General features: G+C 69.0%; 19 protein-coding genes. 18 read left to right on the forward strand and 1 reads right to left on the reverse strand.

Annotation, left to right across the window (positions count from 1 at the left end; genetic code table 11):
• The first annotated feature begins 24 nt into the window (after nucleotides 1-24).
• The 15 genes from rsmI (at nucleotide 25) to ACN9M6_RS05365 (ending at nucleotide 21,629) form a co-directional block, all read left to right on the forward strand.
• Nucleotides 25-873 carry a 16S rRNA (cytidine(1402)-2'-O)-methyltransferase gene (rsmI, locus tag ACN9M6_RS05295; protein ID WP_419161877.1) on the forward strand — a complete coding sequence of 283 codons (849 nt, stop codon included), beginning with the start codon at nucleotides 25-27 and terminating at the stop codon, nucleotides 871-873.
• The gene (locus ACN9M6_RS05300) at nucleotides 866-4,231 is read left to right on the forward strand and encodes a hypothetical protein (protein WP_419161878.1); all 3,366 of its coding nucleotides are present in this window, start codon (nucleotides 866-868) and stop codon (nucleotides 4,229-4,231) included. The genes rsmI and ACN9M6_RS05300 overlap by 8 nt, the downstream gene beginning before the upstream one ends.
• A gap of 5 nt (nucleotides 4,232-4,236) precedes the next feature.
• Entirely contained in the window at nucleotides 4,237-6,024 is a 1,788-nt protein-coding gene (locus ACN9M6_RS05305; RefSeq protein WP_419161879.1) for a hypothetical protein, read from the forward strand.
• Nucleotides 6,024-7,292 (forward strand): asparagine synthetase B, encoded by a 1,269-nt coding sequence (locus ACN9M6_RS05310; RefSeq protein ID WP_419161880.1) that lies wholly within the window; start codon nucleotides 6,024-6,026, stop codon nucleotides 7,290-7,292. Before ACN9M6_RS05305 ends, ACN9M6_RS05310 begins: the two co-directional genes overlap by 1 nt.
• An 87-nt stretch (nucleotides 7,293-7,379) precedes the next feature.
• Nucleotides 7,380-8,276, forward strand: coding sequence for a hypothetical protein (locus ACN9M6_RS05315; protein ID WP_419161881.1), 897 nt, complete (start codon nucleotides 7,380-7,382; stop codon nucleotides 8,274-8,276).
• Nucleotides 8,277-8,429: 153 nt separating this feature from the next.
• A complete protein-coding gene (locus tag ACN9M6_RS05320; protein ID WP_419161882.1) occupies nucleotides 8,430-11,123 on the forward strand; it encodes a valine--tRNA ligase in 2,694 nt (897 codons plus the stop codon).
• Between the two features lie 98 nt (nucleotides 11,124-11,221).
• Nucleotides 11,222-12,886 carry an Ig-like domain-containing protein gene (locus ACN9M6_RS05325; RefSeq protein WP_419161883.1) on the forward strand — a complete coding sequence of 555 codons (1,665 nt, stop codon included), beginning with the start codon at nucleotides 11,222-11,224 and terminating at the stop codon, nucleotides 12,884-12,886.
• On the forward strand, nucleotides 12,883-14,268 hold the full coding sequence (selA, locus tag ACN9M6_RS05330; RefSeq protein ID WP_419161884.1) for an L-seryl-tRNA(Sec) selenium transferase: 1,386 nt from the start codon (nucleotides 12,883-12,885) through the stop codon (nucleotides 14,266-14,268). The genes ACN9M6_RS05325 and selA overlap by 4 nt, the downstream gene beginning before the upstream one ends.
• Complete coding sequence (gene purN, locus ACN9M6_RS05335; protein WP_419161885.1) at nucleotides 14,261-14,929, forward strand: phosphoribosylglycinamide formyltransferase; 669 nt, start codon at nucleotides 14,261-14,263, stop codon at nucleotides 14,927-14,929. The genes selA and purN overlap by 8 nt, the downstream gene beginning before the upstream one ends.
• A 6-nt stretch (nucleotides 14,930-14,935) precedes the next feature.
• Nucleotides 14,936-16,525: a bifunctional phosphoribosylaminoimidazolecarboxamide formyltransferase/IMP cyclohydrolase gene (purH, locus tag ACN9M6_RS05340; protein ID WP_419161886.1), complete on the forward strand. Its 1,590-nt coding sequence runs from the start codon at nucleotides 14,936-14,938 to the stop codon at nucleotides 16,523-16,525.
• 114 nt (nucleotides 16,526-16,639) lie between these two features.
• Nucleotides 16,640-17,674 (forward strand): protein-methionine-sulfoxide reductase catalytic subunit MsrP, encoded by a 1,035-nt coding sequence (gene msrP, locus ACN9M6_RS05345; protein ID WP_419161887.1) that lies wholly within the window; start codon nucleotides 16,640-16,642, stop codon nucleotides 17,672-17,674.
• Between the two features lie 221 nt (nucleotides 17,675-17,895).
• Entirely contained in the window at nucleotides 17,896-18,933 is a 1,038-nt protein-coding gene (gene coxB, locus ACN9M6_RS05350; protein WP_419161888.1) for a cytochrome c oxidase subunit II, read from the forward strand.
• Nucleotides 18,930-20,756, forward strand: a complete 1,827-nt coding sequence (ctaD, locus tag ACN9M6_RS05355) for a cytochrome c oxidase subunit I (RefSeq protein WP_419161889.1) — start codon at nucleotides 18,930-18,932, stop codon at nucleotides 20,754-20,756. Before coxB ends, ctaD begins: the two co-directional genes overlap by 4 nt.
• Nucleotides 20,756-21,325, forward strand: a complete 570-nt coding sequence (locus ACN9M6_RS05360) for a cytochrome c oxidase subunit 3 (protein WP_419161890.1) — start codon at nucleotides 20,756-20,758, stop codon at nucleotides 21,323-21,325. Before ctaD ends, ACN9M6_RS05360 begins: the two co-directional genes overlap by 1 nt.
• Before the next feature lie 7 nt (nucleotides 21,326-21,332).
• Nucleotides 21,333-21,629, forward strand: a complete 297-nt coding sequence (locus tag ACN9M6_RS05365) for a cytochrome C oxidase subunit IV family protein (RefSeq protein ID WP_419161891.1) — start codon at nucleotides 21,333-21,335, stop codon at nucleotides 21,627-21,629.
• On the opposite strand, the gene ACN9M6_RS05370 is transcribed toward ACN9M6_RS05365, so the two are convergent.
• Nucleotides 21,626-22,399: a DUF4159 domain-containing protein gene (locus ACN9M6_RS05370; protein WP_419161892.1), complete on the reverse strand. Its 774-nt coding sequence runs from the start codon at nucleotides 22,397-22,399 to the stop codon at nucleotides 21,626-21,628. The genes ACN9M6_RS05365 and ACN9M6_RS05370 overlap by 4 nt on opposite strands.
• Before the next feature lie 157 nt (nucleotides 22,400-22,556).
• On the opposite strand from ACN9M6_RS05370, the gene ACN9M6_RS05375 reads away from it, so the two are divergent.
• The 3 genes from ACN9M6_RS05375 to rnz are packed head-to-tail and all read left to right on the forward strand — an operon-like array spanning nucleotide 22,557 to nucleotide 25,071.
• Nucleotides 22,557-23,696 (forward strand): thiamine pyrophosphate-dependent dehydrogenase E1 component subunit alpha, encoded by a 1,140-nt coding sequence (locus ACN9M6_RS05375; RefSeq protein WP_419161893.1) that lies wholly within the window; start codon nucleotides 22,557-22,559, stop codon nucleotides 23,694-23,696.
• On the forward strand, nucleotides 23,693-24,151 hold the full coding sequence (locus ACN9M6_RS05380; RefSeq protein WP_419161894.1) for a hypothetical protein: 459 nt from the start codon (nucleotides 23,693-23,695) through the stop codon (nucleotides 24,149-24,151). The genes ACN9M6_RS05375 and ACN9M6_RS05380 overlap by 4 nt, the downstream gene beginning before the upstream one ends.
• Nucleotides 24,139-25,071: a ribonuclease Z gene (gene rnz, locus ACN9M6_RS05385; RefSeq protein ID WP_419162257.1), complete on the forward strand. Its 933-nt coding sequence runs from the start codon at nucleotides 24,139-24,141 to the stop codon at nucleotides 25,069-25,071. The genes ACN9M6_RS05380 and rnz overlap by 13 nt, the downstream gene beginning before the upstream one ends.
• Nucleotides 25,072-25,074: the final 3 nt, after the last annotated feature.

The following is a 25,074-nucleotide window of genomic DNA, read 5'->3' on the forward strand; positions in this document are numbered from 1 at the left end:
GGCAGGCAAGCGAGGACGCACGTCGTGACGGGAACGGTCTATGTGGTCGGGACGCCGATCGGCAACCTGGACGATGTGACGCCACGGGTAGCCAGCATTCTCCGCTCGGTCGACGTGTGCTACGCCGAGGACACCCGGCGAACCGGCAGGCTGCTCGTCCGCCTGGAAGCCGGCGTCCCTCTGCGGTCCCTCCACCAGCACAACGAGCGGTCGCGCGTGGACGAGATCCTGGCGCACCTGGCCGCCGGCCGGTCTCTGGCGGTAGTGTCGGACGCCGGTACGCCGACCGTTTCGGATCCCGGCTGCCGCGCAGTGGCCGCAGTCCGCAAAGCGGGCTTCGACGTTCGCCCCATCCCGGGCCCCTCTGCGGTGATGGCGGCACTGTCGGTATCGGGCCTGCCGGCGGATCGCTTTACCTTCTTCGGTTTCGCGCCGCGCCGCGGGAATGAGCGGACGGCCTGGATCGAAGACCTCCTCGGCTGCCGGCAGACCGCGGTCGTGTTCGAGGCGCCGGGGCGGTTCGGCTCGTTGCTCGAGGAGTTGTCGCGCGCAGGGCTGTCGGATCGGTACGCCGTCATGTGTCGCGAGATGACGAAGCTCCACGAAGAGATCAGGTCCGGTTCCGTGGCCGAGTTGGCACGGAGTTACGCGTCGGAGGGCGTCAGGGGGGAGGTCACGATCGTCCTCGCGGGCGCCGTGCCGGGCAACGAACGGCCCGATCTGGCGGTCTTGATGGAAAAGGCGCGACATTTGTCGGGCGAGGGTCTGCGGCGGCGCGAGATTGCCGACCGCCTGGCGGCGGAGTTCGGATTGAGCCGGAATGAGGCCTATCGTGTGAGCTTGCGGGTCGAAGGGGCGCCCTCGGATGACTGACGGATCGGGTTTCGAACGGCTTGCCGCGGCGTGTTCCGCGGCCCGCGCACGCGCCGCCGCGACGGCTGTCGCCCGTGCGCTCACGCTCGCCGGATCGCTGATCCTCGTCCTGTCGCTGATGCCCGCCCCGGCAAGGGAGGGCCGGGGTTCGCTGGTCCCGCTCGCCCTCGCGCTGGTGCTATGGGCCGGAGTGGCGGCGCTGGCCTGGCTCGGCCGCCGGGCGTGGTTCGCGCTGCGGCCTCGGGTGGTGGCCGAAGAGGCGGACGCCGCGGCGGGACTGGGCGCGGGCGACGTGCGGTCGGCGCTCGAGCTGGATCGCTCTTCAACAGCCGTGGGGGCCGGACTGGCGGCGCTCCACCGACTTCGCGTGTCCAGGGCGCTGGGACGGGTCTCGCCTCGACCGTTGCTCCCGGTCACCGCCTTGGGATGGAAGCGTCGAGCCCGCCGCTCGGGCCTGGTCGTGGCGGTCACGCTGCTCGCGATCTCCGGAGCCGCGCTCCTGCGGCCGCAGCCGACTTTTTCGGCCGCCGCGGCGCTGGGCGCGCCGTGGCGGACGGCCTTTCCCGCGCCGCTCCCGCGTCTCGGCCTGTCCGGCGCCGGCGGCGTGCCGCGCGGACAAGCGGCGACGGTCTCCATTTCGGCCGTGGGGCGTGACCAGGTGACACTGGTGTGGCGGGCCGCCGGCCGCGCGCTCGAGCGACGGAGCCTCGAGGTCCCGGCGTCGGGTTCGGTCGACGGGCGAACCGGCCCGATCGTCTCTCCGACCACTGTGTGGGTCGAGGATCGCGAAGGTCTGTCGAGCGACACGCTCCGGGTCCGGCCGCTCGAGCCGCTCCTCGTTCAGGATCTCCAGATCGTCCTCGAGTATCCCGCCTATCTGGGGCGCGGCTCGGAGACCTACCGCGGCAGGATTCCGCCCCTCGTGGCGCCCGAAGGGACGAGGCTGCGCCTGAGCGGAGAGGCGAATCTCCCCCTGGACGGCGGCGCGCTCGTGTGGCAGCCCCCTGCGGGAGAGCGCGGCGTACCGGACTCCCGGATGGCGCTCGATATCGCGGGCCCGACGTTCGCGGTGTCCTGGCTCCCGGAGCGCACGGGGGCCTGGGCATGGGAACTGCAGGCGGAATCGTCTCTCGGAGAGCCGATCGTCCCGGACCCGATCCGCGTGCTCGTCGTAGCCGATGTGCAGCCGCGCATCCGGCTGCTCTATCCGGCCCCCGACACGACGCTTGGATACGAGCGGGTAATGCCGGTCATCGTCGACATCGAAGATGACATCGGCCTGCGCCGAGCCTTCGTGAGGAGTTGGCGGTCGGGGCTGGGCGAGCAGGCCGCGGAACGCCGGGAAGCCCTGTCGCCGGAGCCGGCGGGCGCGGCGCGCTCGGTCTTCCGACACCTCCTCGACCGGAGTTCCGAGTCGTTTCTGCCGGGGGACACGCTCTTCTATCGGTTCGAGGCCCTCGACGGACACCCGACAAGGGGCCCGGCGCTGTCGGACGTCTTCCTGCTGCGTGTGCCGACCTTCACGGAGATTCGCGATGCGCGCGCCGAGCAGACGGCGGAGCTGTCCGACGCGGCGCAGTCGCTGGAGGACGCGATGGATGCGTTGTCCGAGGCCGCCGCCGATGCGGCTCGGCAGACGGACGCCGAAGCCGACGACAGCGAGGAAGTGCGATTCGAGGCCACGGAGGAGGCGAGAAGCGTACTCGACGAGGCCCAGCGATCGGAGGAGGAACTCGCCGAGTTCGCGGAAGACCTCGATTCGATGCGGGAAGAGCTTGAGGCCTCGTCGCTGTCGGACCCCGCGCTGCAGGAGCAGTTGCGGCGCCTGGCCGAACGGTACCAGGAACTGGCTGGCAGCGGACTCGAAGAGCAGATCGAAGCTTTGGCGGAGGCGTTGCAGAATCTGGACCCGGAGGCGGTCCGGGAAGCGCTGGAGCGCCTGGCCGAAGACTACGAAGCCCTGCGCGAACAGGTGGACCAGACGCTCGGGACCCTGGAGCAGGCCGCGCTGGAGCAGGCGATGAAATCGGCACAGGCCAACGCGGACGAACTGGCCCGTGAACAGCGGGACGTGGCGGAGGAGTCCGATGCCGAGGCGTTTCAGCGCGAGCAGCAGGCGCTGGCCGAGCAGGCCGAAGCTCTTGCGGAGCGCCTGTCGGAACTGGAGCAGGAGTTGGCGGCCGCCGACCGGGAGGCCGCCGCCGACTCGGCGCGCGTGGCGGGCGAGCGCACGCAGGAGGCGCTCGGAAAGATGGCCGACGCCCAGAGCCAGTCGGGGGAGGCGAGCGCCAGCGGCCAGAGCGAGGTAGGCGAAGCCGAGCGACAGGCGGCAGAGGAGGCGGCGGAAGCTCTGGAACAGGCGGCAGGTGCGCTCGGCTCGGCTCAGCAGGAGATGAGCGGGGAGCAGGGCGAGTCCGCTGTCGAGTCCCTGGCCCGCGCGAGCAGCGAGGCGCTCACCCTGGCAGAGGAAGAGGGTCGTCTGTCCGACCGGACGAGGGGAGAGGACACCGCCGATCCCGAGTCCTGGCGGGCTCAGCAGAGTGCAGTCCGACAGGGGCTCGAGAATCTCGTGGAAGGTCTCTCGGAGGCGGGGAACGAGGCTGCCATGCTCGACCAGCGTACAGGAGCGGCCGCGGGCGAAGCCGCCGAGCGCATGGACCAGCTGCTGGAACGGCTGGCCGGCGACGGCGCCAGGCGTCTTCCCTCCAGGGCGGACACGGAGGCCATCCAGGAATCGCTGAACACGCTGGCCCGACACCTGCTGGCCAGCGAAGAGGCGGCGCGAGCGGCGCAGCAGGAATCCGCCGGGCAGGACGCGGCCGAGCAGATGAACCAGCTAGCCCAGCAGCAGCAAGCGGTGACGCAGCAGACGAGTTCGCTTCTGGTGCCGGGTCCGCGTCCGTCTGGAGAGGAGCGCCGTCGCGAGGAGGTCGTGCGTCGCCAGGAAGAGATCGCGGAAGAGCTCGGGCAGCTCGAAGACCCGGAGGGCGACCTGCTGGGAAGGCCTGAAGAACTGGCGGAAGAGGCCGCGGAGCTTTCCCGAGATCTGGAACTGCAGGGGCCGACCCAGGAAACACTCGAGCGACAGCGCCAGCTCTTCCGGCGCATGCTGGACGCCGGGCGCTCGCTCGAGGATGAGGACCTCGACCCCAACCAGAGGGAATCCCGCCAGGCGACGGCCTCGCCGCGTGCGCCGCCGCCGATCGACCCCGCTCTGCTGCGGGGACGCCGGTTCCCGCTCCCGTCCGAAGCTGTGCTCCGGGAACTGCCGTTGTTCTATCGATCGCTGATCTTCGAGTATTTTGATCGTCTGAACCGCGTGCCGCCGGCCGGAGCCGGTGCGCGTCGCGAGCCCTGACCGGGATGCGCTCCCGCTTCCGCGTACGCGGATTTCGAACCGCCGCCGCCCTCGCGGCCGCCTGCGCCATGCAGGTCGTGAACGCCCCGGTTCTGGAGGGTCAGGCGTCGGCCGCGTCGGAGCAGCGGACGGTGGCCCGGGCTGAACGCCTCCGTGCCGCCGGGCGCCCCGCCGAGGCCTCGGCGGCTCTGCGCGAGCACCTTGATCGAGCTCCCGCCTCACCGGCCGCCCTCGCGTTGTTCGGCGAGCTGGCTCTGGAGACGGGGGAGGCGCGGACGCTCGTGCATTACGCGGAAGCCGCCCTCGCGGCCGCGCCGGAAGATCAGGTGGCCCGACTCTGGTGGACGCGGGCGCTGACCGGCGCGGACATGCCCGACTCCGCGCTCGCGGTCACTGAGCGCTGGCTCGCCGATGGGTCCGGGCGTGGCGAGGCGCGGCTCGCCCGCGCGGATGTCCAGCTCGCGGTGGGCGACTCCGCAGGAGCGGCCCGTACACTGGGTGGCGCGTTGGTACCGTCGCGCGAGCTCCTCACACGTTTGGCGGATATCCTCCTTGCCTCGAGCGATGGCGACCGAGTCGCGGCGGCGTGGGCCGAACTCCTCGCGCTCTCCCCACCGGAGACGGACGAAGTCGAGCAGGATCTCCGCCGGGCGGGAGAAGCAGGGGAGGCGCACCTCGACCGGCTTTGGGAGCGGCTGCGCGGACGGACGGATGATGCCGCCCGAGCGGGAGCGATCATCGCGTTGCGCCTGGGCGATCCCGCCCAGGCGCGGGAGTTGGCCGATGGGGTGCGCGGGGCCGGCGACATCGAGGACGCGGCGTTTCTGCGCGAGTACGTGCGGGAAGCCGACGCGGCCGCCCTGTCGGCCGAGATCGCCTGGGCCGCTCAGCTCCTCGCCGGGCTGAGCCCGCGGCCGGTCGACCGATTGCGTTGGCAGGCCCTGGCTGCCGAACAGTCGCTCGTCGCCGGCGACACGGGAGCGGCCAGGCGAGCGCTCGAGGACCTGACCCGCGAGAGCGACCCGGGCGACGGTCCTCACCAACTCGCCTCACGTCGGCTGTTCGGCCTGCTTGCGGCGGAATCCGCCTCGCTCGATGCGGCGGCGGCCGCTCTCGACCGGTACGTGAGGCAGTATCCGGACTCGACCCTGGCCGAAGCCTCAATGCGGGGCCAACTCGCGTTGGGTCGCGCCCGGGCGGGGGAGCTGGTCAAGGCCGAGGCGGTCCTGTCCGAAGCGCGGACCCGCCTTCGGGTCGCCTCGACCGGGCCGCTCGACGCCGCGGCCGCGCGGCTGTCGCTGTACGCCGGACGGCGCGACTCCGCCCACGAGCGGGCGAGGCGCAGCGTGCGCGAGGTCAAGATCGAGGCAGCCGAAAGAACGCGCCGCCTCGAACTGCTGACGCTCGTGCAGGCTGCGGACACGGCAGAGGTGCGGATCGCCGGAGCCGCCGCGCTCGGGCTTCTGGCCGACCCGGAGGCGTTCGACCCCGGGCCGGCCCTCCGCGATCTGGCCGGCGCCCCCGCATCGAGCGGCCGCCCCGTCGTGCTGGCCTTCCTGGCCGACGAAGCGGCGGCGACGGGCCGGCACAGGATCGCGGAAGCACTCCGCCGACAGGTCGTCGAGCGACATCCCGCAAGCCCGCAGGCGCCCGCGGCACTCCTCGACCTCGCTCGCGCGGCGCCCCCGCCCGAAGCCGCCCTGTGGCTCGAACGGCTCATAGTCGGGTACCCCCGAAGCGCGCTCGCACCTGTGGCACGCCGACTCCTGACCGAACTCGACGGAGGCCTCTGATGACAGGGAGATTCTTGTGCCGAGCCGTGCTGGCGGGCCTGGCTCTTCTCGCGGGCGCGGCCGGCCTCCGGGCTCAGCTCCTCGTCCCCATGGACCGCGAACAGGAGAATCACCTGAAGGCCTACGGATATGCTTTCGGGATTCTTTCGGAGGGGCAGTCGGCCGAGTGGCTGCTCAACTACCGTTCGGGTTCCTTCCTCGTGTCGGACCTTCCCGCCAACCGGCGAAGGGCCGCTTTGATGGGAGTGACGGTCGAGACGCTCAGCGGCTCGGAGGTGGCGGGGATCCGCCGTGAGATCGAGACCCGCAACATGGAGACCGTGCCGCTGGAGAAGGCGCCGCTGATCGCCGTCTATACGCCGCCGAACAGTTCTCCGTGGGATGATGCCGTCACGATGGCGCTCGAATACGCCGAGATCCCGTACGAGAGAATCTGGGATCCCGAGGTGCTGTCAGAGGAACTGGAGAACTTCGATTGGCTGCACCTGCACCACGAAGATTTTACGGGGCAGTACTCCAAGTTCTATCTGACCTACGCCTCGTCGGCCTGGCTCCAGGAAGAAGTGACGCGAAACGAGACGATCGCCCGCGAACTCGGGTATCCGAACGTGCCCGCGCTGAAGAAGGCCGTTGCGGCCCGTCTCCGGGCATACGTGGAAGGCGGTGGGTTCCTGTTCGCAATGTGTACGGCGACCGAGACGCTCGAACTGGCGCTCGCAGCCGCTGGAACCGACATCGCGGCCTCCTTCGCCGACGGCTCGCCTCCGGACCTGGCGGCGAGCGACAAGCTCCGCTGGGGGGACGCGCTCGCCTTCCGCGACGCGGTGCTCGTGACGGATCCTACCCTCAGCGCCTTCAGTGATATCGATGGGCACCAGGTCAACACGCCCTGGCGGGTCGATCTGGGCAGCTTCTCCCTGTTCGAGTTCAGCGCCAAGTTCGACCCGGTGCCGGCGATGTTGACGCAGAACCACAGGCGCGTGCTGCCCGACTTCTATGGCCTTACGACCACGTTCCGCGAAGAGCGCCTTCAGCCGGGTGTGACCGTGCTCGCCGAGGAGGAGGCGCGCGGGCGCGTGAAATACCTGCACGGGACGTTCGGCGAGGGCACGTTCACCTACCTTGGCGGACACGACCCTGAAGATCCGCGGCACCTGATCGGTGACGCCCCGACGGACCTGGATCTTCACCGGCATTCGGCCGGCTATCGACTCATCCTCAACAATGTCCTCTTCCCGGCGGCGAAGAAGAAGAAGCTGACCACGTGAACGGTGCTCCCCGTGGGACCCGCCGCCAGGTGACGGAGGCCGAGGCGGAGGCAGCGGCGCCGTACCGCGCGGCCGGCTGAGAGACCGGTGCCTTCCGTCAGAACCACGAAGGCCAGGGGTGCCTCGGACCGGAAACGCGAGCGCGAACGGATCCAGCGGCGGACGGTGGCGGCCGGCTTCGCCGCTTCCATCCTGGTTCACGTACTGTTCGTCGTGTTCGCGGGCCGCATTCGCGTCGAAGCGCTCCCGCTGAGACTTCCCCCGGTCGAGACCGTGCCGGCCCCGAACGCCCTCGTCGTCGTGGAGATCGCGCCCCCTGAACTCGAGGACACCTTGGAGGATCCCCGGCCGGAGCCCGTGCCGCCGCCCGAGGAAACGCCGCCGGAGCCCGAGCCGGTGGAGCCGGAAGAGGAGGAAGAGGAGGAGCCCGAGGAGGTCGAGGAAGGTGACCCACTGCCCGGGGCGCCGGGCCTTATCCTGCCCGGCCGTCCGACCCCTGCGGGAGAAGGGGAGGGCAGGAGCAACGCCTCTCGCCTCAAACTGCGTTACAGCGATGCGCGCCTCTGGTTCGACCCTCAGTCTCCGCGATTGATCGGGGAACGGCTGGTTCAATTCGCGCGCGCGGACAGCGCGGTGCGGGCCATCCTGCGGGACTGGCTCGACAGCCTGACCCTCGACCAGGAGCTGTGGCAGCGGGCGATGGACTGGACGGTCGAACGAGACGGGAAACGCTGGGGGTTCTCGCCGGAGGGCATCCATCTCGGCGACGTGATGATCCCGATTCCCATCGGCTTCGCCCCTACGGGTCCGCAGCGCCGGGCCTACGAGCAGGCGATCCGCGACCTGACGGCGATCCAGCTCCAGAATCTTCGCGACGACGTAGAGGCGGCGGAGGCGTTGGCGCGCGAACGCATGCGGGAGCGTTCCGAGGAGGAGGTGCGGCGGCGGCGCGGCGACACGCTGCGCGTCCGCGGACCTCCCTGACCGCCCGCCGTCCGGTGACGCGCCCGTCGAGCCTCTCCCGGCATGGACTGCTATACTGAGGCGCGCACCGGACTCCGGGGTCCGCCGGGGCCTCGTCCCCGTCGCTCCGGCGTCGTCACGCAAACACCGCAACCGTCAGTCAGGAGCCGTCCCTTGGGGGACTCGCAACCCGCGACCGAACTCTCTTCACGTTACGATCCGGCAGGGCTCGAAGGACCGATGTACGAGCGCTGGGTTGACGCCGGCCTCTTCCATGCCGCTCCCGAGGACGCCGAGCGACCCTATGTGATCGTGATCCCGCCGCCCAACGTCACCGCGGCACTCCACATGGGACACGGGCTCAACAATACGCTGCAGGACGTCCTCATCCGTCGGCGGCGCATGCAGGGGTACGATGTTCTCTGGGTGCCCGGTACCGATCACGCGGGCATCGCGACCCAGAACGTGGTCGAGCGGCAGTTGCGCGGCCGGAATCTCACCCGTTTCGATCTCGGACGGGAGGCCTTCGTCGACCGCGTGTGGGAGTGGGTTGAGGAGTACGGCGGGCGAATCATCGATCAGCTGCGCACCATCGGCTGCTCCTGCGACTGGCAGCGCACGCGGTTCACGCTCGACGAAGGGCTCTCCAACGCGGTGCGCGAGGTCTTCGTCCGTTTGTACGAGAAGGACCTCGTGTATCGGGGCCGCTACATCATCAACTGGTGCCCTCGCTGCCGGACCGCCCTCTCAAACGAGGAAGCGGAGCACCGCGACCTGGACGGCAAGCTCTTCCGCATAAAGTACCCACTGGTTGCCGGCGGCCACGTGGAAGTCGCGACCACGCGTCCCGAAACGATGCTGGGCGACACCGGGCTCGCGGTGTCCCCCGACGATGACCGGTATTGCGAACTCGTCGGCCGGGAAGCGGAGCTGCCACTGGTCGGTCGCCGCCTCCCGATCGTGGCGGACGACCACGTCGACCCCGGCTTCGGTTCGGGCGTGGTGAAGGTGACGCCCGCCCATGACCCCAACGATTTCGAGATCGGGCGACGGCACGGTCTCGAAGCCGTCGATGTGATGACGGACAGCGGTGCCATGAACGACGCGGTGCCCGAGGCCTACCGTGGACTCGACCGTTTCGAGGCGCGCGAGCGCGTAGTAGCGGACCTCGATGCAGGGGGGTGGCTCGTGTCCGCGGAGGACCATCCGCATGCGGTCGGCCGTTGCTACAGGTGCGACACGATCGTCGAGCCGCGGCTGAGCCTGCAGTGGTTCGTCCGTATGAAGCCCCTCGCGGCACCGGGGCTGGCGGCGTACGAGAGCGGCGACCTCCGCTTCCACCCGCCGCGCTACGGCCGGGTCTACCGGAATTGGATGGAGAACATCCGCGACTGGTGCATCAGCCGGCAGTTGTGGTGGGGACATCGAATACCGGTCTGGTACTGTGAGGCGCCGGACTGCGGCGAGATGGTTGTTGCGATGGAGGATCCGGATGACTGTCCCGCCTGCGGAGGCGATGTCCGGCAGGATGAGGACGTGCTGGACACATGGTTCAGTTCATGGCTGTGGCCTTTCTCGACCCTGGGGTGGCCGGAGCGGACCGAGGATCTGCGCGCCTTCTACCCGACGGCCACCCTCGTCACGGCCCCCGAGATCCTCTTCTTCTGGGTCGCTCGCATGATCATGGCGGGGTTCGAGTTCATGGGAGAACTTCCCTTCAGCGACGTGCTCCTGAACGGGACGGTCCGGGACCATCTCGGCCGACGCATGTCCAAGTCGCTGGGAAACGGGATAGATCCGCTTGAAATTGTTGAATCGTATGGAGCTGACGCCATGCGCTTCACGCTGGTTCGAGGCTCGCCGCTCGGGACCGACATCCAGTTGGACTACGAGAACCTCGAGGCCGCGTTCCGGCCGGGCCGCAACTTCGCGAACAAGATGTGGAATGCTGCGCGCTTCGCCCTCCCCCACGCTCGCGCGGACGCCTCGGAGGGGGGTTCGCTGTCGATGGCGCTCGCGGACCGCTGGATTCGGAGCCGGCTGGCCCGTCTCGCCCGAGAGATGGATGCGGCCTACGAGGGTTTTCGGCTCCACGAAGCCGCGGAGATCGGTCACGCCTTCGTGTGGGGTGATTTCTGCGACTGGTATCTCGAACTTTCCAAGCGCCGCCTGGGCGGGGAGGGCGAGAAGGCCGGCGACGCGGGGCGCACCATGACGCTCGTGATGCGCGGCTGGCTGTCCCTCCTGCATCCCATCATGCCCTTCGTGACCGAGGCGATCGCCGGGCGGTTGCCGGACGCGGCCGCGACGGATTCGCTGGTCACCGGACCGTGGCCCCGCTATCCGGACGACTGGATCGATTCGGAAGCGGACGAGGCGATCGAGGCGTTGCAGGAATTCATCGGCACGGTCCGAGCGCTCCGCGCGGAGTACGGCGTGGCGCAGGGAGTCCGGGTGCCGGTCCGGCTGACGGATCCGTCCCCGACCCTTGAGCGCTCGCTCGCCGAAGAAGAGGGGAGCGCGGCGCGCCTGGCCGGGTTGTCCTCCATCGCAAGAGTGGCCCGTGTGAGCACGGACACGGAGACGGCGGTCGTAGCGGGGGCGCACGCGGTGCTCCGGACCGGCGGAGAAGTCATCATCCCGCTGGAGGGGGTGATCGATCTGACGACCGAGCGCCGACGCATTGGGAAGGAGATGGAACGGGCGGTCGATCTGCTCGCGCGGACGCGGAGGAAGCTCGAGAACCGTGGTTTCCTCGACAACGCGCCGCCCGAGGTGATCGAACGGGAGCGGGAAAAACTCGTCTCGCTGGGAGACCAGCGGTCACGCCTCGAGGAGAAGCTCCGATCGCTGGGGTCGGCGCTCTGACCTCGCTCGGACGGCGGGGATCCGCGCGCCTGCCGGGCGCGAGCGACGCTCCGGCCAGCGGAGCCGGCGGCCTGCGGACTTCCGCGGCCCGGGGTTGTGTGGCCCTCGCCTCGGACGGCCGGGGTACGGCGGGGCTGCTGACCGCGGCTATCCTGCTCGGCTGCGCCAAGGAGATGCCGCCCCCCGGGGCGCATCCTGACGAACTGCCCCCCTCGATCCTGACGATCCGCCCGGCGCCGGATTCGATCGTCGTCGATTTCGACGACCAGCTGGAAGTTCGCTTCGACGAGCCCGTGCGGATTCCGAACGACATCACGCGACAGATGTTCGTCTCTCCCATGGAGACGTACGAGGTCGAGATGGGCTTCTCCGGCATGCGCCTCATGCCCGAGGACGGATGGAGGGAGGGCGTCGTCTACTGCTATACGATTCCGACCGAAGGGATCTCCGACCTGTTGCGAAACCGGATGGAGGATCCGGAGGAATTCTGCTTCTCGACAGGCTCGGAGATCCTCGACACGCACGTCGGAGGGTCGGTCATCGACGTGCTGACCGGACAGCCCCCGAGGGAGGCACGCGTACTCTTCTGGGCGGGCCCCGATTCGGTCCCGTACGGCGCCATCACGGACAGCGTGGGAGAGTTCGTGGCGCGCGGCCTGCCACCGGGCGAGTACGAGGCGTTCGGATTCGTTGACCGGAACCGGAACCTGGTTCCGGATCGCGAACTCGAATCCTACGACAGCGTGTCCGTGGTGGCGTCGATCGATGCCGGTCAGTCGCTGCATTTCGTCCTGGTGGCACCCGACACGACGCCCCCGCTCCTGGCGCGCGCCATCAGCGCCGGCCGCGAGACCGTGCAACTCGAATTCGACGACTACTTGCTCAGTCCCCAGCCCGGCGAGCCCGTGATTACGATCCGGGATTCGGCCGCAGCCAGCGACCTTGAAATCGTCGCCTTTCTGGTCGGCTCGGCCGACGCTGTGGAGTTCCCATCCGACTCCGCGGTCGTCGATTCGACAGGAGTAGCCGAAGATTCAGCAGCGGTCGCGGACTCCGGAGCCGTCGCGCCCGCGGGCGCGGATTCGACGTCGGAGGCCGCTGCGGATTCGGCTGAGGTGGAGGAAGATCCGATTCTGCCCTCGCGATTCATCACTGTCAGGTTGGCGCAACCGCTGGATTCCGCGACCTACCTGGTGTCGGTGAGCGGCGCGGTCAACGTGCGCCGGCTTACCGGAGGTGGCGACACTTCGTTCGTGGCCGAACCGGAACCTCCCGCGGTCGACTCAGCCGCCGCGGCCGCTGCGGCTGGCGACTCCGCGGTAGCGCCCGCGGACCCGGGCGCCGAGGACCCGGTCGGGCTGCCGAGCGATTCGGCCGCCAGGGGGCAGGACACCCTGGGCCTGCCCCCGGACACCCTGGGCCTGCCCCCGGACACCCTGGGCCTGCCCCCGGACACTCTGGGCCTGCCGCGGGACACTCTGGGCCTGCCGCCGGACACTCTGGGCCTGCCGCGGGACACTCTGGGCCTGCCCCCGGATACCCTGGGCCTGCCGCCGGACACTCTGGGCCTGCCGCCGGACACTCTGGGCCTGCCACCGGACACTCTGGGCCTGCCCCCGGACACTCTGGGCCTGCCACCGGACACTCTGGGCCTGCCACCGGACACTCTGGGCGCCCCGCCGGATACGGTGGGGGGGCGGCGGCGTTCCGGGAATGGGCGGGATCGGAGCCGGGACCCCGCGGTGGCCAGGCGCCGCGAATGACCGATCCGCGCCGGGGATTCCCGTCGATGGATTCGCTCCTCAAGCGGCCCGAGGTTGCGCCCTGGCTCGGCCGGTATGGGCGCCAGACCGTCAAGGAGTCGCTGCGAAGGGCCCTCGATCGGGCCCGCGCGGCAGCCGGGGCCGAGCGTCAGGGTGTGGAGGACGTACTCTGCGGCGCGCGGCATGACCTCGCCGCCCGATCCCGCCTTTCGCTGCGGCAGACGCTGAACGGTACGGGCGTGGTCCTGCACACCAACCTTGGCCGTGCGCCGCTGGCCGAAGAGGCCCGCAGCGCTCAGGCAGCCGCCTCAGGCTACGGCAACGTGGAACTTGCGCTCGCGACCGGACAGCGCGGCTCGCGCTACGACCACTGTGCGGACACCGTGTGCGAACTCACCGGGGCAGGCTCCGCCATCGTGGCGAACAACAACGCGGCGGCGGTCGCGCTCGTGGTGAACGAACTGTCCCGGGACCGCGAAGTGCTCGTATCACGGGGCGAGCTCGTCGAGATCGGCGGATCGTTCCGGATCCCCGACGTGGTGGCCCGGAGCGGCGGGCGTCTGCGTGAAGTCGGCACCACCAACCGCACGCGCGTGGCCGACTACGAGGCGGCGATCGGCGACGCCACCGGTCTTATTCTCCGCGTCCACCCCTCGAACTACCGGGTCGAGGGGTTCGCCGCCCGGCCTTCCCTCGAGGCGCTCGTGTCGCTCGCGCAGAGTCGGGGGATCCCGCTTGCGCACGACCTGGGATCGGGGCTCCTCGACGCGGATCTGCTGCCCGGCTTCCCGCTCGGACCCACGGCACGCGGGTCGCTGGCAGCCGGCGTGGACCTGGCGACCTGGAGCGGCGACAAGCTTCTGGGAGGACCGCAGGCCGGCATCATCGCAGGCGATGCCGAACTCATCGCACGGCTTCGACGTAACCCGCTGCTACGGGCGTTCCGCGTGGACAAGACGACCTTGGCCGCGCTCGAGGCCACGCTGATGCTCTACAGGGATCCGGATCTCGCGGCCCGCCGCATTCCGACGCTCCGGATGTTGCGCGAGCCCGTCGGCACCGTCGAGGCACGCGCACTTGCCGCGGTCCTCGAACCTCCGGCCGGCAGCCCGGCCCGGGTGGAAGTCACGCGGATGGAGGCGATGGTAGGTGGCGGCGCCTTCCCCGGCTTCGCCATCGCGTCGGCGGGTTGGGCGGTGACAGGGGTCGACGCCGACCGGCTCGCGGCGGAGTGTCGCGCGGTCACCCCCCCTCTCATCGGACGGATCGAACGCTCGGCGTTCATCGTGGACGTCCGAACGCTGCCGGAGGATGAGGTGACCCGAGCCGCGGGGGTCGTTGAACGGGCGCTCGCGCGCCTGGCGGAGGATGCGGATGGCTGAGCCGGTCCGCATCGCGGTGCTGGCGTCCGGGGGTGGCAGCAACTTCCAGGCGCTTGTCGACCGCTTCAATCGTGCAGGGGGCCCGCAAGGGGCCGTGGTCGGCGTGATCGCGAGCCGCGCGGACGCCGGCGTGCTGCGGCGGGCCCGCCGGGCGGGCGTCGCTTCGGCCGTGCCACCCCCGCAGGCCGGCGAGGAGGAAACGGCGGAATTCCTCCTCGAGACGCTCGCCGCCTGGCGGAGCGACATCGTGGTCCTGGCTGGCTACATGAAGCTGGTGCCCGAACGCGTCGTGCGCGCGTACTGGGGGCGGATCGTCAACATCCACCCGGCCCTCCTGCCGGCATTCGGGGGCAAGGGGATGTACGGCGGTCGCGTCCACCGAGCCGTGATCGAAGCGGGCACACGCATTACCGGTGCGACCGTTCATTTCGTCGACGAGGCGTACGACAGGGGTCCGATTCTGTGCCAGTGGCCGGTACCGGTGCTGGCGGGCGATACTCCGGAGTCCGTTGCGGCCCGCGTGCTGGCTGTGGAGCACCAGATCCTCCCGGCGGCGGTCGAGTCGCTGGCAGCGGGGATCGTCCGTCTCGGCGCCGATGGTCGCGCCGAGTGGGCACGAGAGTGGTTCGAGACCGAAGTATTCACCAACCGGGAAGGATGAGTGGGGATGCCGATCGCGCTCGCGAGCGTTTCGGACAAGAGGGGAATCGAGGAGTTCTGCAGGGGGCTTATTGCGCGCGGCTGGAGCATCGTTTCGACGGGAGGGACGAGGCGGACTCTGCGCGCTGCGGGGCTGGAGGTTCGCGGTGTCAGCGACCTCACGGGGCAACCCGAGATGCTGGAGGGGCGGGTGAAGACACTGCACCCGACCGTGCACGCCGGAATCCTCGCGCGCCGCGAGGTGCCGGACGACCTGGACCAACTGACTGCGCACGGAATCGCTCCGATCGACCTCGTCGTCGCCAATCTGTACCCGTTTCGCGAGACCGTCGCGCGGGAGGGCGTGCCTCTGATGGAGGCGCTCGAGCAGATCGATATCGGCGGGCCCACGCTGCTCCGGGCCGCGGCCAAGAATCACCCGTCCGTCTGGCCCATCTGTGATCCGGCCGACTACGAGCGGGTGCTCGCCGCGCTCGACTCGGACGAGAGGACGGCGGCGAAGAAGCTGAGGCGTGAGTTGGCCTCCACCGTGTATCGGCACACAGCGTCGTACGACGCGACGATCACGGCGTACCTGTCACAGACGGAATCGGACGGCGGTCCGCGGCGTATCCCCGGACACGAGGCCCTCGCCGCGCTCGTCCGTGTCCAGCCGCTGCGCTATGGCGAGAATCCCGACCAGGACGCCGCGTTCTTCCGCGACGGATCGGGCCCGCCGCGCGGGATTCCCGCGCTCGCCCAGCTGCACGGCAAGGAGCTGTCGTTCAACAATATCCTCGACGTGGATGGCGCCCTCACCGCGATCGCTCCGTTCGTCGGCGGTAACCAGGCCGCGTGCGCGATCCTCAAGCACTCGACACCGTGCGGGCTGGCTGTCGGCTGCTCAGCGGAGGAAGCCTACCGAAAGGCTCTCGCCTGCGATCCGGTATCGGCTTTCGGCTCCGTCATCGCTCTCACCGATCCGGTGACCGAAGCGACGGCCGAGGCCCTTTCGGGGAACTTCGTGGAGTGCATCCTGGCGCCCGACTACTCGGACGACGCGCTGCTCGTTCTGCGTCAGAAAAGGAATCTCCGGATCCTGAAGCCGGGAGCGGACACACGGCTCGAGGCCGGAGGCCATCTCTGGGACGGCGTCGAGATTCGCGGTGTGCGCGGAGGGGTGCTGGTCCAGGCCGCTCCCCGGCCGGCGCGGGATGTCGATCGGGAGGCGCGGGTGCCTACGGCCCGAGCTCCCGCGGACGCTGAATGGGATGATCTCGCATTCGCCTGGTCGGCCATTCAGAGCGTGAAGTCGAACGCGATCCTGCTCGCCCGCGATGGCGCGTCGATCGGGATCGGGGCCGGGCAGATGAGCCGGGTCGATTCCGTGGAACTCTCGATTCGAAAGGCCGGGGCGCAGGGACTCGAGGTGGCGGGAGCCGTCCTCGCCTCGGACGCCTTCTTCCCGTTCCGCGACGGAATCGACGCCGCCGCCGCCGCCGGTGTAACGGCGATCGTACAGCCGGGCGGGTCGAGACGTGACGACGAGGTCGTGGAGGCGGCGAACGAACACGACATCGCGATGGTGTTTACCGGACGACGCCTGTTCCGGCACTGAGAGACGGGACGCGTTGCGAAACACCGAACGCAAAACCGGGTTATACTCACACATGTGAAGAGGCAAGGTCCCCGGCAACGGCGCCCGGGTACCGAACGGCAAGGGAGAAGCTCCATGGCGAACATTCACATCCCCCCCGGCTGGAGGCTCAGGGAGAGCGAAGCAACTCCGGAGTCGATCTACCTCGACCGCAGGCAGTTTGTCGCCCGCATGGGCGGAGGCGCGGTTCTCGCCGCCGCCTCGCTTGCTTGCGGGCCGGGCCGCGGTGCGGCGGAGACCCATGAGCGCGGTCCGCTGGACAACATCCCGGACACCCCGACGGCGGACCTCTATCCGGTGGCGGTGAACGATCCGCGCTTCACGCCCGGCGATCGCCACAAGGAAGTCTCTCCCGAAGAGATCGTCGCCACCTACAACAACTTCTATGAGTTCGGCACGGACAAGGACGGCGTGTGGCGTAACGTGGGCCCGTTCGAGGCCCGTCCGTGGGAACTGGAAGTCACCGGCCTGGTCGAGAATCCGGGCGTCTACGACCTCGTCGAACTCGAGCGCGCGTTCCCTCTGGAGGAGCGGATCTACCGGCACCGCTGCGTTGAGCGGTGGTCCGTGGTCGTCCCGTGGATCGGCTTCCCCATGGCCCGGCTTCTCGAGCGTGTGCAGCCGCAGAGCAACGCCCGCTACGTGGGCTTCGTCACCTTCAACCGGCCCGAGCAGGCGTTCGGCCAGAAGACGCAGAGCTGGTATCGCTGGCCGTACTACGAGGGCATCCGGATCGAGGAGGCGATGAACGAACTGGCGTTTGTCGTGACTGGCATGTACGGCCACCCGCTGCAGAAACAGAACGGGGCGCCGGTGCGGATTCATCTGCCTTGGAAGTACGGCTACAAGAGTCCCAAGAGCATCGTCCGCATCGACTTCACCGACGAGCAGCCGGCGACGTTCTGGAATGAGCTGCAGCCGGCCGAGTACGGCTTCTACTCCAACGTGGACCCCGGCGTGCCGCACCCGCGGTGGTCGCAGGCTCAGGAGGAGATCGTCGGGACCGGCGAGCGGATTCCCACGTTGCCCTTCAATGGATATGGAGAGTGGGTCAGCGACCTGTATGGCGGTCGTGTGACGCCCGTTGGAGACGTGCCGCACGCCCGCTGACCCGGGCGGCTTGCGGCGCCGGTTTGAGGCCCGGGAGCGCCCCCGCCCCTCCGCCAGGAAGGCGCCGCGGGGCGCTCCTTGACCTGCCCGCCATTCCCGACTACAGTCCCGCGGGCGCTGCGGGATGCAGGGCCCATTCCAGTCGAGACATTTCCCGAACGTTCATAGATACGCCCTTGTCCGGCAGCCCGTGGCGAAAGCCCCGCCGCAGCTCCTTCGTCGTGCCTTTTCGACCGACCGTCTCGCCACGGACGGCCGGCCTCCCCGCATTCGCGGCGGTCCTGCTTTGTCTCGGGGTGCTGGTCCTACAGGGCTGTGGCGGCGAATATCCGCAGTCCGCCCTGCATCCCGGTTCGGATGCCGCCACACGTCTTGACCGGCTGTTCGACCAGATTTTCTGGTGGGCGGTCGGCGTCTTCGTCGTGGTGGAGGGCATCCTCGTCTACACGATCTTCCGGTTTCGGGAGCGGCCCGGCGGCCGGCGCCCGCGACAGGTTCACGGTCACGTCCTGCTGGAAGTCGGCTGGACGCTCGCGCCCGCGCTCATCCTGGTGGCCATCGCCATCCCCACCATGCAGACGATCTTCGTCATCGACCGGGCGACGGACGATCCCGACGCGCTCGTGGTGGAGGTGATCGGCCGACGGTGGTGGTGGGAGTTCCGCTATCCGGAACTGGGGATCGTGACGGCCAACGAGGCCCATCTTCCCGTGGGACGCACCGTCGACCTGCGTCTGAGGAGCGCGGATGTCCTGCACTCGTTCTGGGTCCCGCGCCTGGCGGGCAAGCGCGATCTGGTGCCCGGGAAGGAAAACCAGCTCTGGTTCCGTCCGGATTCGGTCGGCGTGTTCCCGGGACAGTGCGCCGAGTTCTGCGGTACGGCCCACGCTCTCATGGGGATGCGGGTGATCGTGGACGAGCCCGCGGATTTCGAGAGCTGGGCGCAGGCCAACGCAGGCAGCTCGGTTACGCCGGCGGACGCCGAGGCGCGGGCGGGACGGGGCGTCTTCATGGCAAACGCGTGCGTGAGCTGTCACAGCGTACGCGGGACGCCCGCCGAGGGTCGGTTCGGCCCCGACCTTACGAACTTCGGGAGCCGTCTTACGATCGCCTCGGGAGTGCTCGAGAACACGCCGGCCAACCTGACGCGATGGCTCGATTCCACCCAGCACGTCAAACCCGGCAACCTGATGCCCGAGGTGCAGCTGAGTGCGACGCAGATCCGGCAGCTCGTCGCGTACCTCGGTTCTCTCCGGTGACGGCATTGGCATGGCTCCGGAGCTGGCTGACCACGGTCGATCACAAGCGGATCGCGGTCATGTACTTCGTCGCGGCCTTCCTCTTCCTCCTCATTGCCGGCTTCGAGGGGCAGATGCTGCGGCTCCAGCTGGCCGCGCCCGGGCGCGATTTTCTGGATCCCGACCTGTACAACCAGCTGTTCACCATGCACGGCACGACGATGGTCTTCTTCGCCGGCATGGGACTCGTCGCGGCGTTTCTCAACTTCGTCGTGCCGCTCCAGATCGGGGCGCGCGACGTGGCGTTCCCCAGGCTGAACGCCCTGTCCTTCTGGGTCTTCCTCTTCGGCGGCCTGTTCCTCTACGCCAGTGTGCCGTTCCGTACCATGCCGGACGGCGGCTGGTTCGCCTACATGCCGCTGACGAACCCCGAGTATTCTCCCAGCCTGGGGATGGACTTCTATCTTCTCGCGCTCCTGATCGCGGGTGTCGGGTCCATCGCGGGCGGGGTGAATTTCCTGGTTACGATCCTCAACCTGAGGGCGCCCGGGATGACGTTCATGCGGATGCCGCTGTTCGCCTGGATGGCGTTGATCGTCGCCGCCCTCATCCTGCTCGCCTTCCCGCCGTTCACGGTCGGCCTCATCTTCATGCTGTTCGACCGGAGGTTCGGGACGCACTTCTTCGACGCGGCGGCCGGGGCCGATCCCGTCCTCTGGCAGCACCTGTTCTGGGTGTTCGGGCACCCGGAGGTGTACATCCTCATCCTCCCGGCGTTCGGCGTGGTCTCCGACGTCATCCCGTCCTTCTCGAGGAAGGGTCTGTTCGGGTATCCCATCGTCGTGTTCTCCGGGATCCTGATCGCGTTTCTCGGCTTCGGCGTCTGGGTTCACCACATGTTCTCGGTGGGGTTGGGGCCCGTGGTGAACGCGGTGTTCGGCGGGACGACGATGCTCATCGCGATCCCGACCGGGATCAAGATCTTCAACTGGATTGCGACCATGTGGGGCGGCCAGCTGCGGTTCCGGACCGCGATGCTGTTCGCCATCGGCCTGGTGGGAACGTTCACGATCGGCGGCCTGAGCGGGGTCATGCACAGTTCACCGCCCGCAGATCTGCAGCAGACGGACACCTACTTCGTGGTGGCGCACTTCCACTACGTACTCGTTGGCGGGACCGTGTTCGGTCTGTTTTCGGGATTCTACTACTGGTTCCCGAAGGCCACCGGCCGGCTTCTGCACGAGGGGCTCGGGAAGGCCCATTTCTGGCTCACGTTCGTAGCCCTGAACGTGACGTTCTTCCCGATGCACTTCTCCGGGCTGTTGGGCATGCCGCGCCGCACCTACACCTACGCGGAGGGGCTGGGCCTCGACACGTTCAATCTGATCTCGACCATCGGGGCCTTCATCTTCACGCTCGCCTTCGTGCCGCTGATATGGAACCTGTGGCGGACCTGGCGTCGCGGGGAGGCGGCCGGACACAACCCATGGGACGCGTCGACCCTCGAGTGGACGACTCCTTCGCCGCCTCCGCACTACAACTTCGCGGTCATCCCCAGTGTCGACCGGCGTGATCCCCTGTGGCATCCCTATGTCGAGCCCGAGTTGCGCGAGGAGGGGGACGAGCCCGGTGGCGTCTTCCCGCGCCGGCAGCCGGACGAGCCGCCCGAGCCTGTACACATGCCGGAGCCCTCGTACTGGCCACTCGTGCTCGCCACGGGAATGCTCCTCATGACCATCGGCGGACTCGGCTCGCTCGGTCTCACGCTGTTCGGCCTTCTGGTGACGGCGGTGGGTCTGTTCGGCTGGGCCTTCGAGCCCCCGTTCGGCAGGGAGGCGAGCTGATGGAGGGGCCGACCTCGACGGGGATCCCGAATCGCAAACTGGCCATGTGGACCTTCATCGGGTCCGAGTGCATGCTCTTCGGTACGCTGATCGCGACCTACATGATCTACCGCGGCCGCAATCTCGTACCGCCCTATCCGCACGATCTGCTCAACATCCCCTTCATCACCGTGACGACGTTCGTCCTCCTGATGAGCAGCCTGATGATGGTGCTCGCGCTGGCGGCGGTGCAGAGGAACGACCTGCGGCAGACGAAGCGCTGGCTCGCGCTCACGGCGCTGTTCGGGCTCATCTTTCTCGGTGGCCAGTACTACGAGTTCAGCCACTTCGTGCACGAGGGGCTGCCGTTGTCGCGGAACCTGTTCTCGTCGACCTTCTTCGTGCTCACCGGGACGCACGGCGCGCACGTCGCCGGCGGGGTGATCTGGCTGGGCACCCTCTACCTGCGTACCGCGTCCGGGAAACTCGATGTGCGGCACGCCGAGACGGTGGAGATCGCCGGCCTGTACTGGCACTTCGTGGACGCCGTGTGGATCGTCCTCTTCACCCTCATCTACCTGCTGGTGTAAGGCGTCCGTGAACAGCCATTCCGCCGGGTCCCACCCGAGCACGCGTCTCTACATCGCCATCGCGGTGATCCTGGCCGCGCTGACGGCGCTGGAAGTGATGGTGTTCTACATCGAGGCGCTCGCTCCCGTGCTCATCCCCATCCTGCTCGTGATGATGGCCGCCAAGTTCGCCCTCGTCGCGATGTTCTTCATGCATCTGAAGTCGGACGGGCCGCTGCTGACCGGGGTGTTCGCCTGGGGGCTCTTCATCGCCACCGCCATCGTCGTCGGGCTGATGGCGATCTTCGGAAAACTGGGCGGCTAGCCAGCGGGGGTCGCGGCGAGCGCGTAGAGGAAGAGGTTCACGCCCATCTTCAGCGCTTCTTCGCGAACTTCCGGTGCATCGCCGTGTACGCCCTCGTCCTCCCACCCATCTCCCAGATCGGACTCGAAGCTGTAGAAGAGGGCGAGCCGGCCCTCGAGGAAGATGCCGAACCCCTGCGCCGGGTTTCCGTCGTGCTCGTGGACCTTGGGCAGACCATCGGGGAAGTCGTAGAAGACCCGATAGATGGGGTGCTCGAGCGGTACCTCGGCCAGGGGCATCTCGGGGAAGAGGCGGGCGACCTCGCGACGGAACGATTCGTCGAGTCCGTAGTTGTCGTCCACGTGCAGGAAACCGCCCCCGTAGAGGTAGGCGCGCAGGCGTTCGATCTCGAGTGGGCGGAAGGTCATGTTTCCATGCCCGGTCGCGTACAGATAGGGGTGATCGGCGAGATCGGGGTCCGCCGCGCCCACCTCGGCGGGGCGGTCCGCTACGCCGATCCCTGTCCGGAGTTGAATCTCTTCGAGCAGGTTGTCGAGGCTGGAGGGGTTGGCGTACCAGTCGCCGCCGCCGTCGTAACGCAGGCGCGCGATCGTCGGAAGCTCCACCCCCGGAGTCGTCGCTCGTGTCTGGCCCGACAGGTCGGGGCAGGACGCCATTGCCCCCAGCGCGGCGGCCACTGTGGCCGCGACGCCGAGCACGATCTGCGGCAGTCGCTCGCCACGCGGCTGCGGCGCCCGGCAGTGCGGGCAGGCCCGGGTGGCGTCCGGCACACGGCGTCTGCAGCGGCGACACGGTTTCAAGCGAATTCTCTCATCATGTCCGAAGGTAACGGAACCCGCGCTCCGCCGAGAGCGGGGCGGCGCTTGCTTCACGCGGCGCGACGAGGGAGCATATTCCGGATTACCCACACTACGAGGACCTTGCCGAATGCGTCGATACGCGGCCTACGACCCCCCCGAGTACACATCCTGGCAGCCCGACCGCGGGCTCGTCGAGGAGTACCGGGTGCGCGTCTCCGCCGACCCGGACCGTGAGCGCGAGATCGTCGCGCTGCCGCCCGAAGCGCTGCTCGCCATGTACCGGGGGCTGCTCCGCTTCCGCCTCAGCGACATCGCGCTGGCGAGGTGGGTGAAGCAGGGGGTGATCTCCAAAGCGTGGCTCGGGACGGGCGAGGAGGCCGTGACGGTGGGTGCGGTTCATGCGCTCGACCGGCGTGGCCCGGAGGGGGATATCGTCGGCCCCATGATCCGCAACCAGGGTGCGAATCACGAGATGGGGGTGCCGATCATCGAGTTGTTCCGCACCTACCTCGCGACGGCGGACGCCCCGGCGGGCGGACGGGACCTGCACCTCGGCGACCTGCGCTACGGCGTCTGTCCTCCGATCAGCATGGTCGCCACGCTGTCGACGGTGATGAACGGCTTTGCCCTCGCGTTCCGTATCCGCGGTGAGCGGCGTGTCGCGCTTACATGGGTCGGAGACGGGGCGACGAAACATGGCGAGGCGCACGAGGCCTTCGCCTTCGCCGCGTCGCTGAAGCTCCCGATCGTCTTCATCATTCAGAACAATCAGGTGGCGCTCGGGACGCGGCTGGATCAGCACCACGCTCCGCCGGACTTCTCGGACTGGGGGCCGGCGTACGGGATCCCCTCCCGGTCGGTGGACGGGAACCACGTCCTCGATGTCTACGCGGCGACGCGGCTCGCCGCGGAGCGCTGCCGGCAAGGTGGCGGTCCGCAGCTGATCGAGGCGCGCACGTTCCGCATGGGAGGACATGCGACGCACGACGTGCACGAAGCCCGGGCCACGTTCGCGCCCGAGTTGTTCGAACGGTGGGGCCGGCGCGACCCGATCGGCCAGTACGAAGAGTACCTGGCGGACATCGACCTCGGCGCCGAAGGAGAGGGCGAGTTCCGCGAGCGGAATCTGGCCCTGCTCGAATCGGTGGAGCAGGAGGTCGAGGCGGAAATCGAGGCGGCGGCCGAAGAGGCGCTGGCGAGCCGAGACCTGGCGGTTCCCCGCGCAGAAACGGCGGCTTCGGGCGTGTACAGCGAGGCGCCGGCGTGAGCGGCGGGACTGCGCGGCCGCGCCGCACGGGCCGGATCGACGGGTCGCCGTGGACTCTGTTCGACGCGGGTCGCGCCCCCTCGGGCCTCGGCCTGGGCTATTTCGTTCGCGGGGATCCGGGAGGGGGAGATCGTCGCACGGAACTCGCACCCGAGGTGGATGTCGAACGGCTGGACGACGACGGGTTCCGGCACCTGTGGGAGGCGGGTCGCTCGCTCACGCCGACCGAGCGGCGCGTGGTCGATGGCGAGGGCGCGGTGTGGCTCGCGCAGAGCGTGGGACCGGTGTGGGCGGAGGGAGGGGCCGCGGCGGGAGCGGTGGGCGTCCGCTTGCGTTGCCTCTCCGCGGAGCGCGCGGTCGTGGAATCGAACGGAGTGATCCTCGCGGACATGTCCGACGACGGCCTCATCGCCCTGACCACGGCTATCGAAGGAGCCGTCCCATCCTCCGGCTGACCTTCCTCGGAACGGCTTCCTCGCGGCCGACCGTGTCGAGGAACGTCGCCTCCCTCGCCCTGAAGCGGGAGGGGCGCATGTTCCTGCTCGACTGCGGTGAGGGGACCCAGCGGCAGATGATGCGGTATGGGGTCGGTTTCTCCCTGGGGGACATCCTCATCACCCATCTCCACTCCGATCATTACCTGGGGCTGGCAGGCCTGCTACGGACGATGAGTCTCCAGGGACGCGAGGAGCCGCTCCGGATCTGGGCCCCCCGGGGGGCGGGGGATACGCTCCGGGCGCTCCGGGATCTGGGAGGCGACCGGCTCTCGTTCGAGGCGCCGGTCCGGGAGCTGCGGTCCGGTGAAGCGATCGAGGGGGACGGATACCGACTGATGGCTTTCGCGACCGACCATACGCGCGTGTCCCTCGGGTACGCGCTCATCGAGGACCCGCGCCCCGGAAGGTTCGATGTGCGGGCGGCGCGCAAGCTGGGCGTGCCCGAAGGGCCGCTCTTCGGCCAGCTCCATCGCGGCGAGAGCGTTGAGCTGGAAGATGGGCGGCGGGTCGCTCCGGGCGACCTCGTGGGGCCGGTGCGACCCGGGCGCAAGCTGGTCTATACCGGTGACACGCGGCCCTCGTCCGAGACCGTCGAGATTTCGAGGGGAGCCGATCTGCTGGTCCACGAGGCGACCTTCGCGGACGAGCAGGCGCGGCGGGCGCGGGAGACAGGTCATTCAACCGCCGCCGGGGCGGCCCGCGTCGCGGTCGAGGCGGGTGTGCGTCGGCTCGTCCTCACGCACCTGAGTGCTCGCTACGCGGAGCGGCCGGGGCGACTCCTCGAAGAAGCGCGGGCCGTCTTCGCCGGCGCGGAGCTGGCTCGGGATGGCTGGACCGTCGACGTGCCGTTCGAGGATCCGGATAGGGGCCCGTGGTGAGAC

The sequence above is a fragment of the Candidatus Palauibacter sp. genome (genome assembly GCF_965197445.1).
GTDB lineage: Bacteria > Gemmatimonadota > Gemmatimonadetes > Palauibacterales > Palauibacteraceae > Palauibacter.

Excerpts from the sequence above, each read along its gene's own strand:
- purN (WP_419161885.1), top strand. The coding sequence starts at position 14,261 with ATGGCTGAGCCGGTCCGCATCGCGGTGCTGGCGTCCGGGGGTGGCAGC.
- msrP (WP_419161887.1), top strand. The coding sequence starts at position 16,640 with ATGGCGAACATTCACATCCCCCCCGGCTGGAGGCTCAGGGAGAGCGAA.
- ACN9M6_RS05375 (WP_419161893.1), top strand. The coding sequence starts at position 22,557 with ATGCGTCGATACGCGGCCTACGACCCCCCCGAGTACACATCCTGGCAG.
- ACN9M6_RS05300 (WP_419161878.1), top strand. The coding sequence starts at position 866 with ATGACTGACGGATCGGGTTTCGAACGGCTTGCCGCGGCGTGTTCCGCG.
- selA (WP_419161884.1), top strand. The coding sequence starts at position 12,883 with ATGACCGATCCGCGCCGGGGATTCCCGTCGATGGATTCGCTCCTCAAG.
- purH (WP_419161886.1), top strand. The coding sequence starts at position 14,936 with ATGCCGATCGCGCTCGCGAGCGTTTCGGACAAGAGGGGAATCGAGGAG.
- ACN9M6_RS05360 (WP_419161890.1), top strand. The coding sequence starts at position 20,756 with ATGGAGGGGCCGACCTCGACGGGGATCCCGAATCGCAAACTGGCCATG.
- ACN9M6_RS05305 (WP_419161879.1), top strand. The coding sequence starts at position 4,237 with ATGCGCTCCCGCTTCCGCGTACGCGGATTTCGAACCGCCGCCGCCCTC.
- ACN9M6_RS05310 (WP_419161880.1), top strand. The coding sequence starts at position 6,024 with ATGACAGGGAGATTCTTGTGCCGAGCCGTGCTGGCGGGCCTGGCTCTT.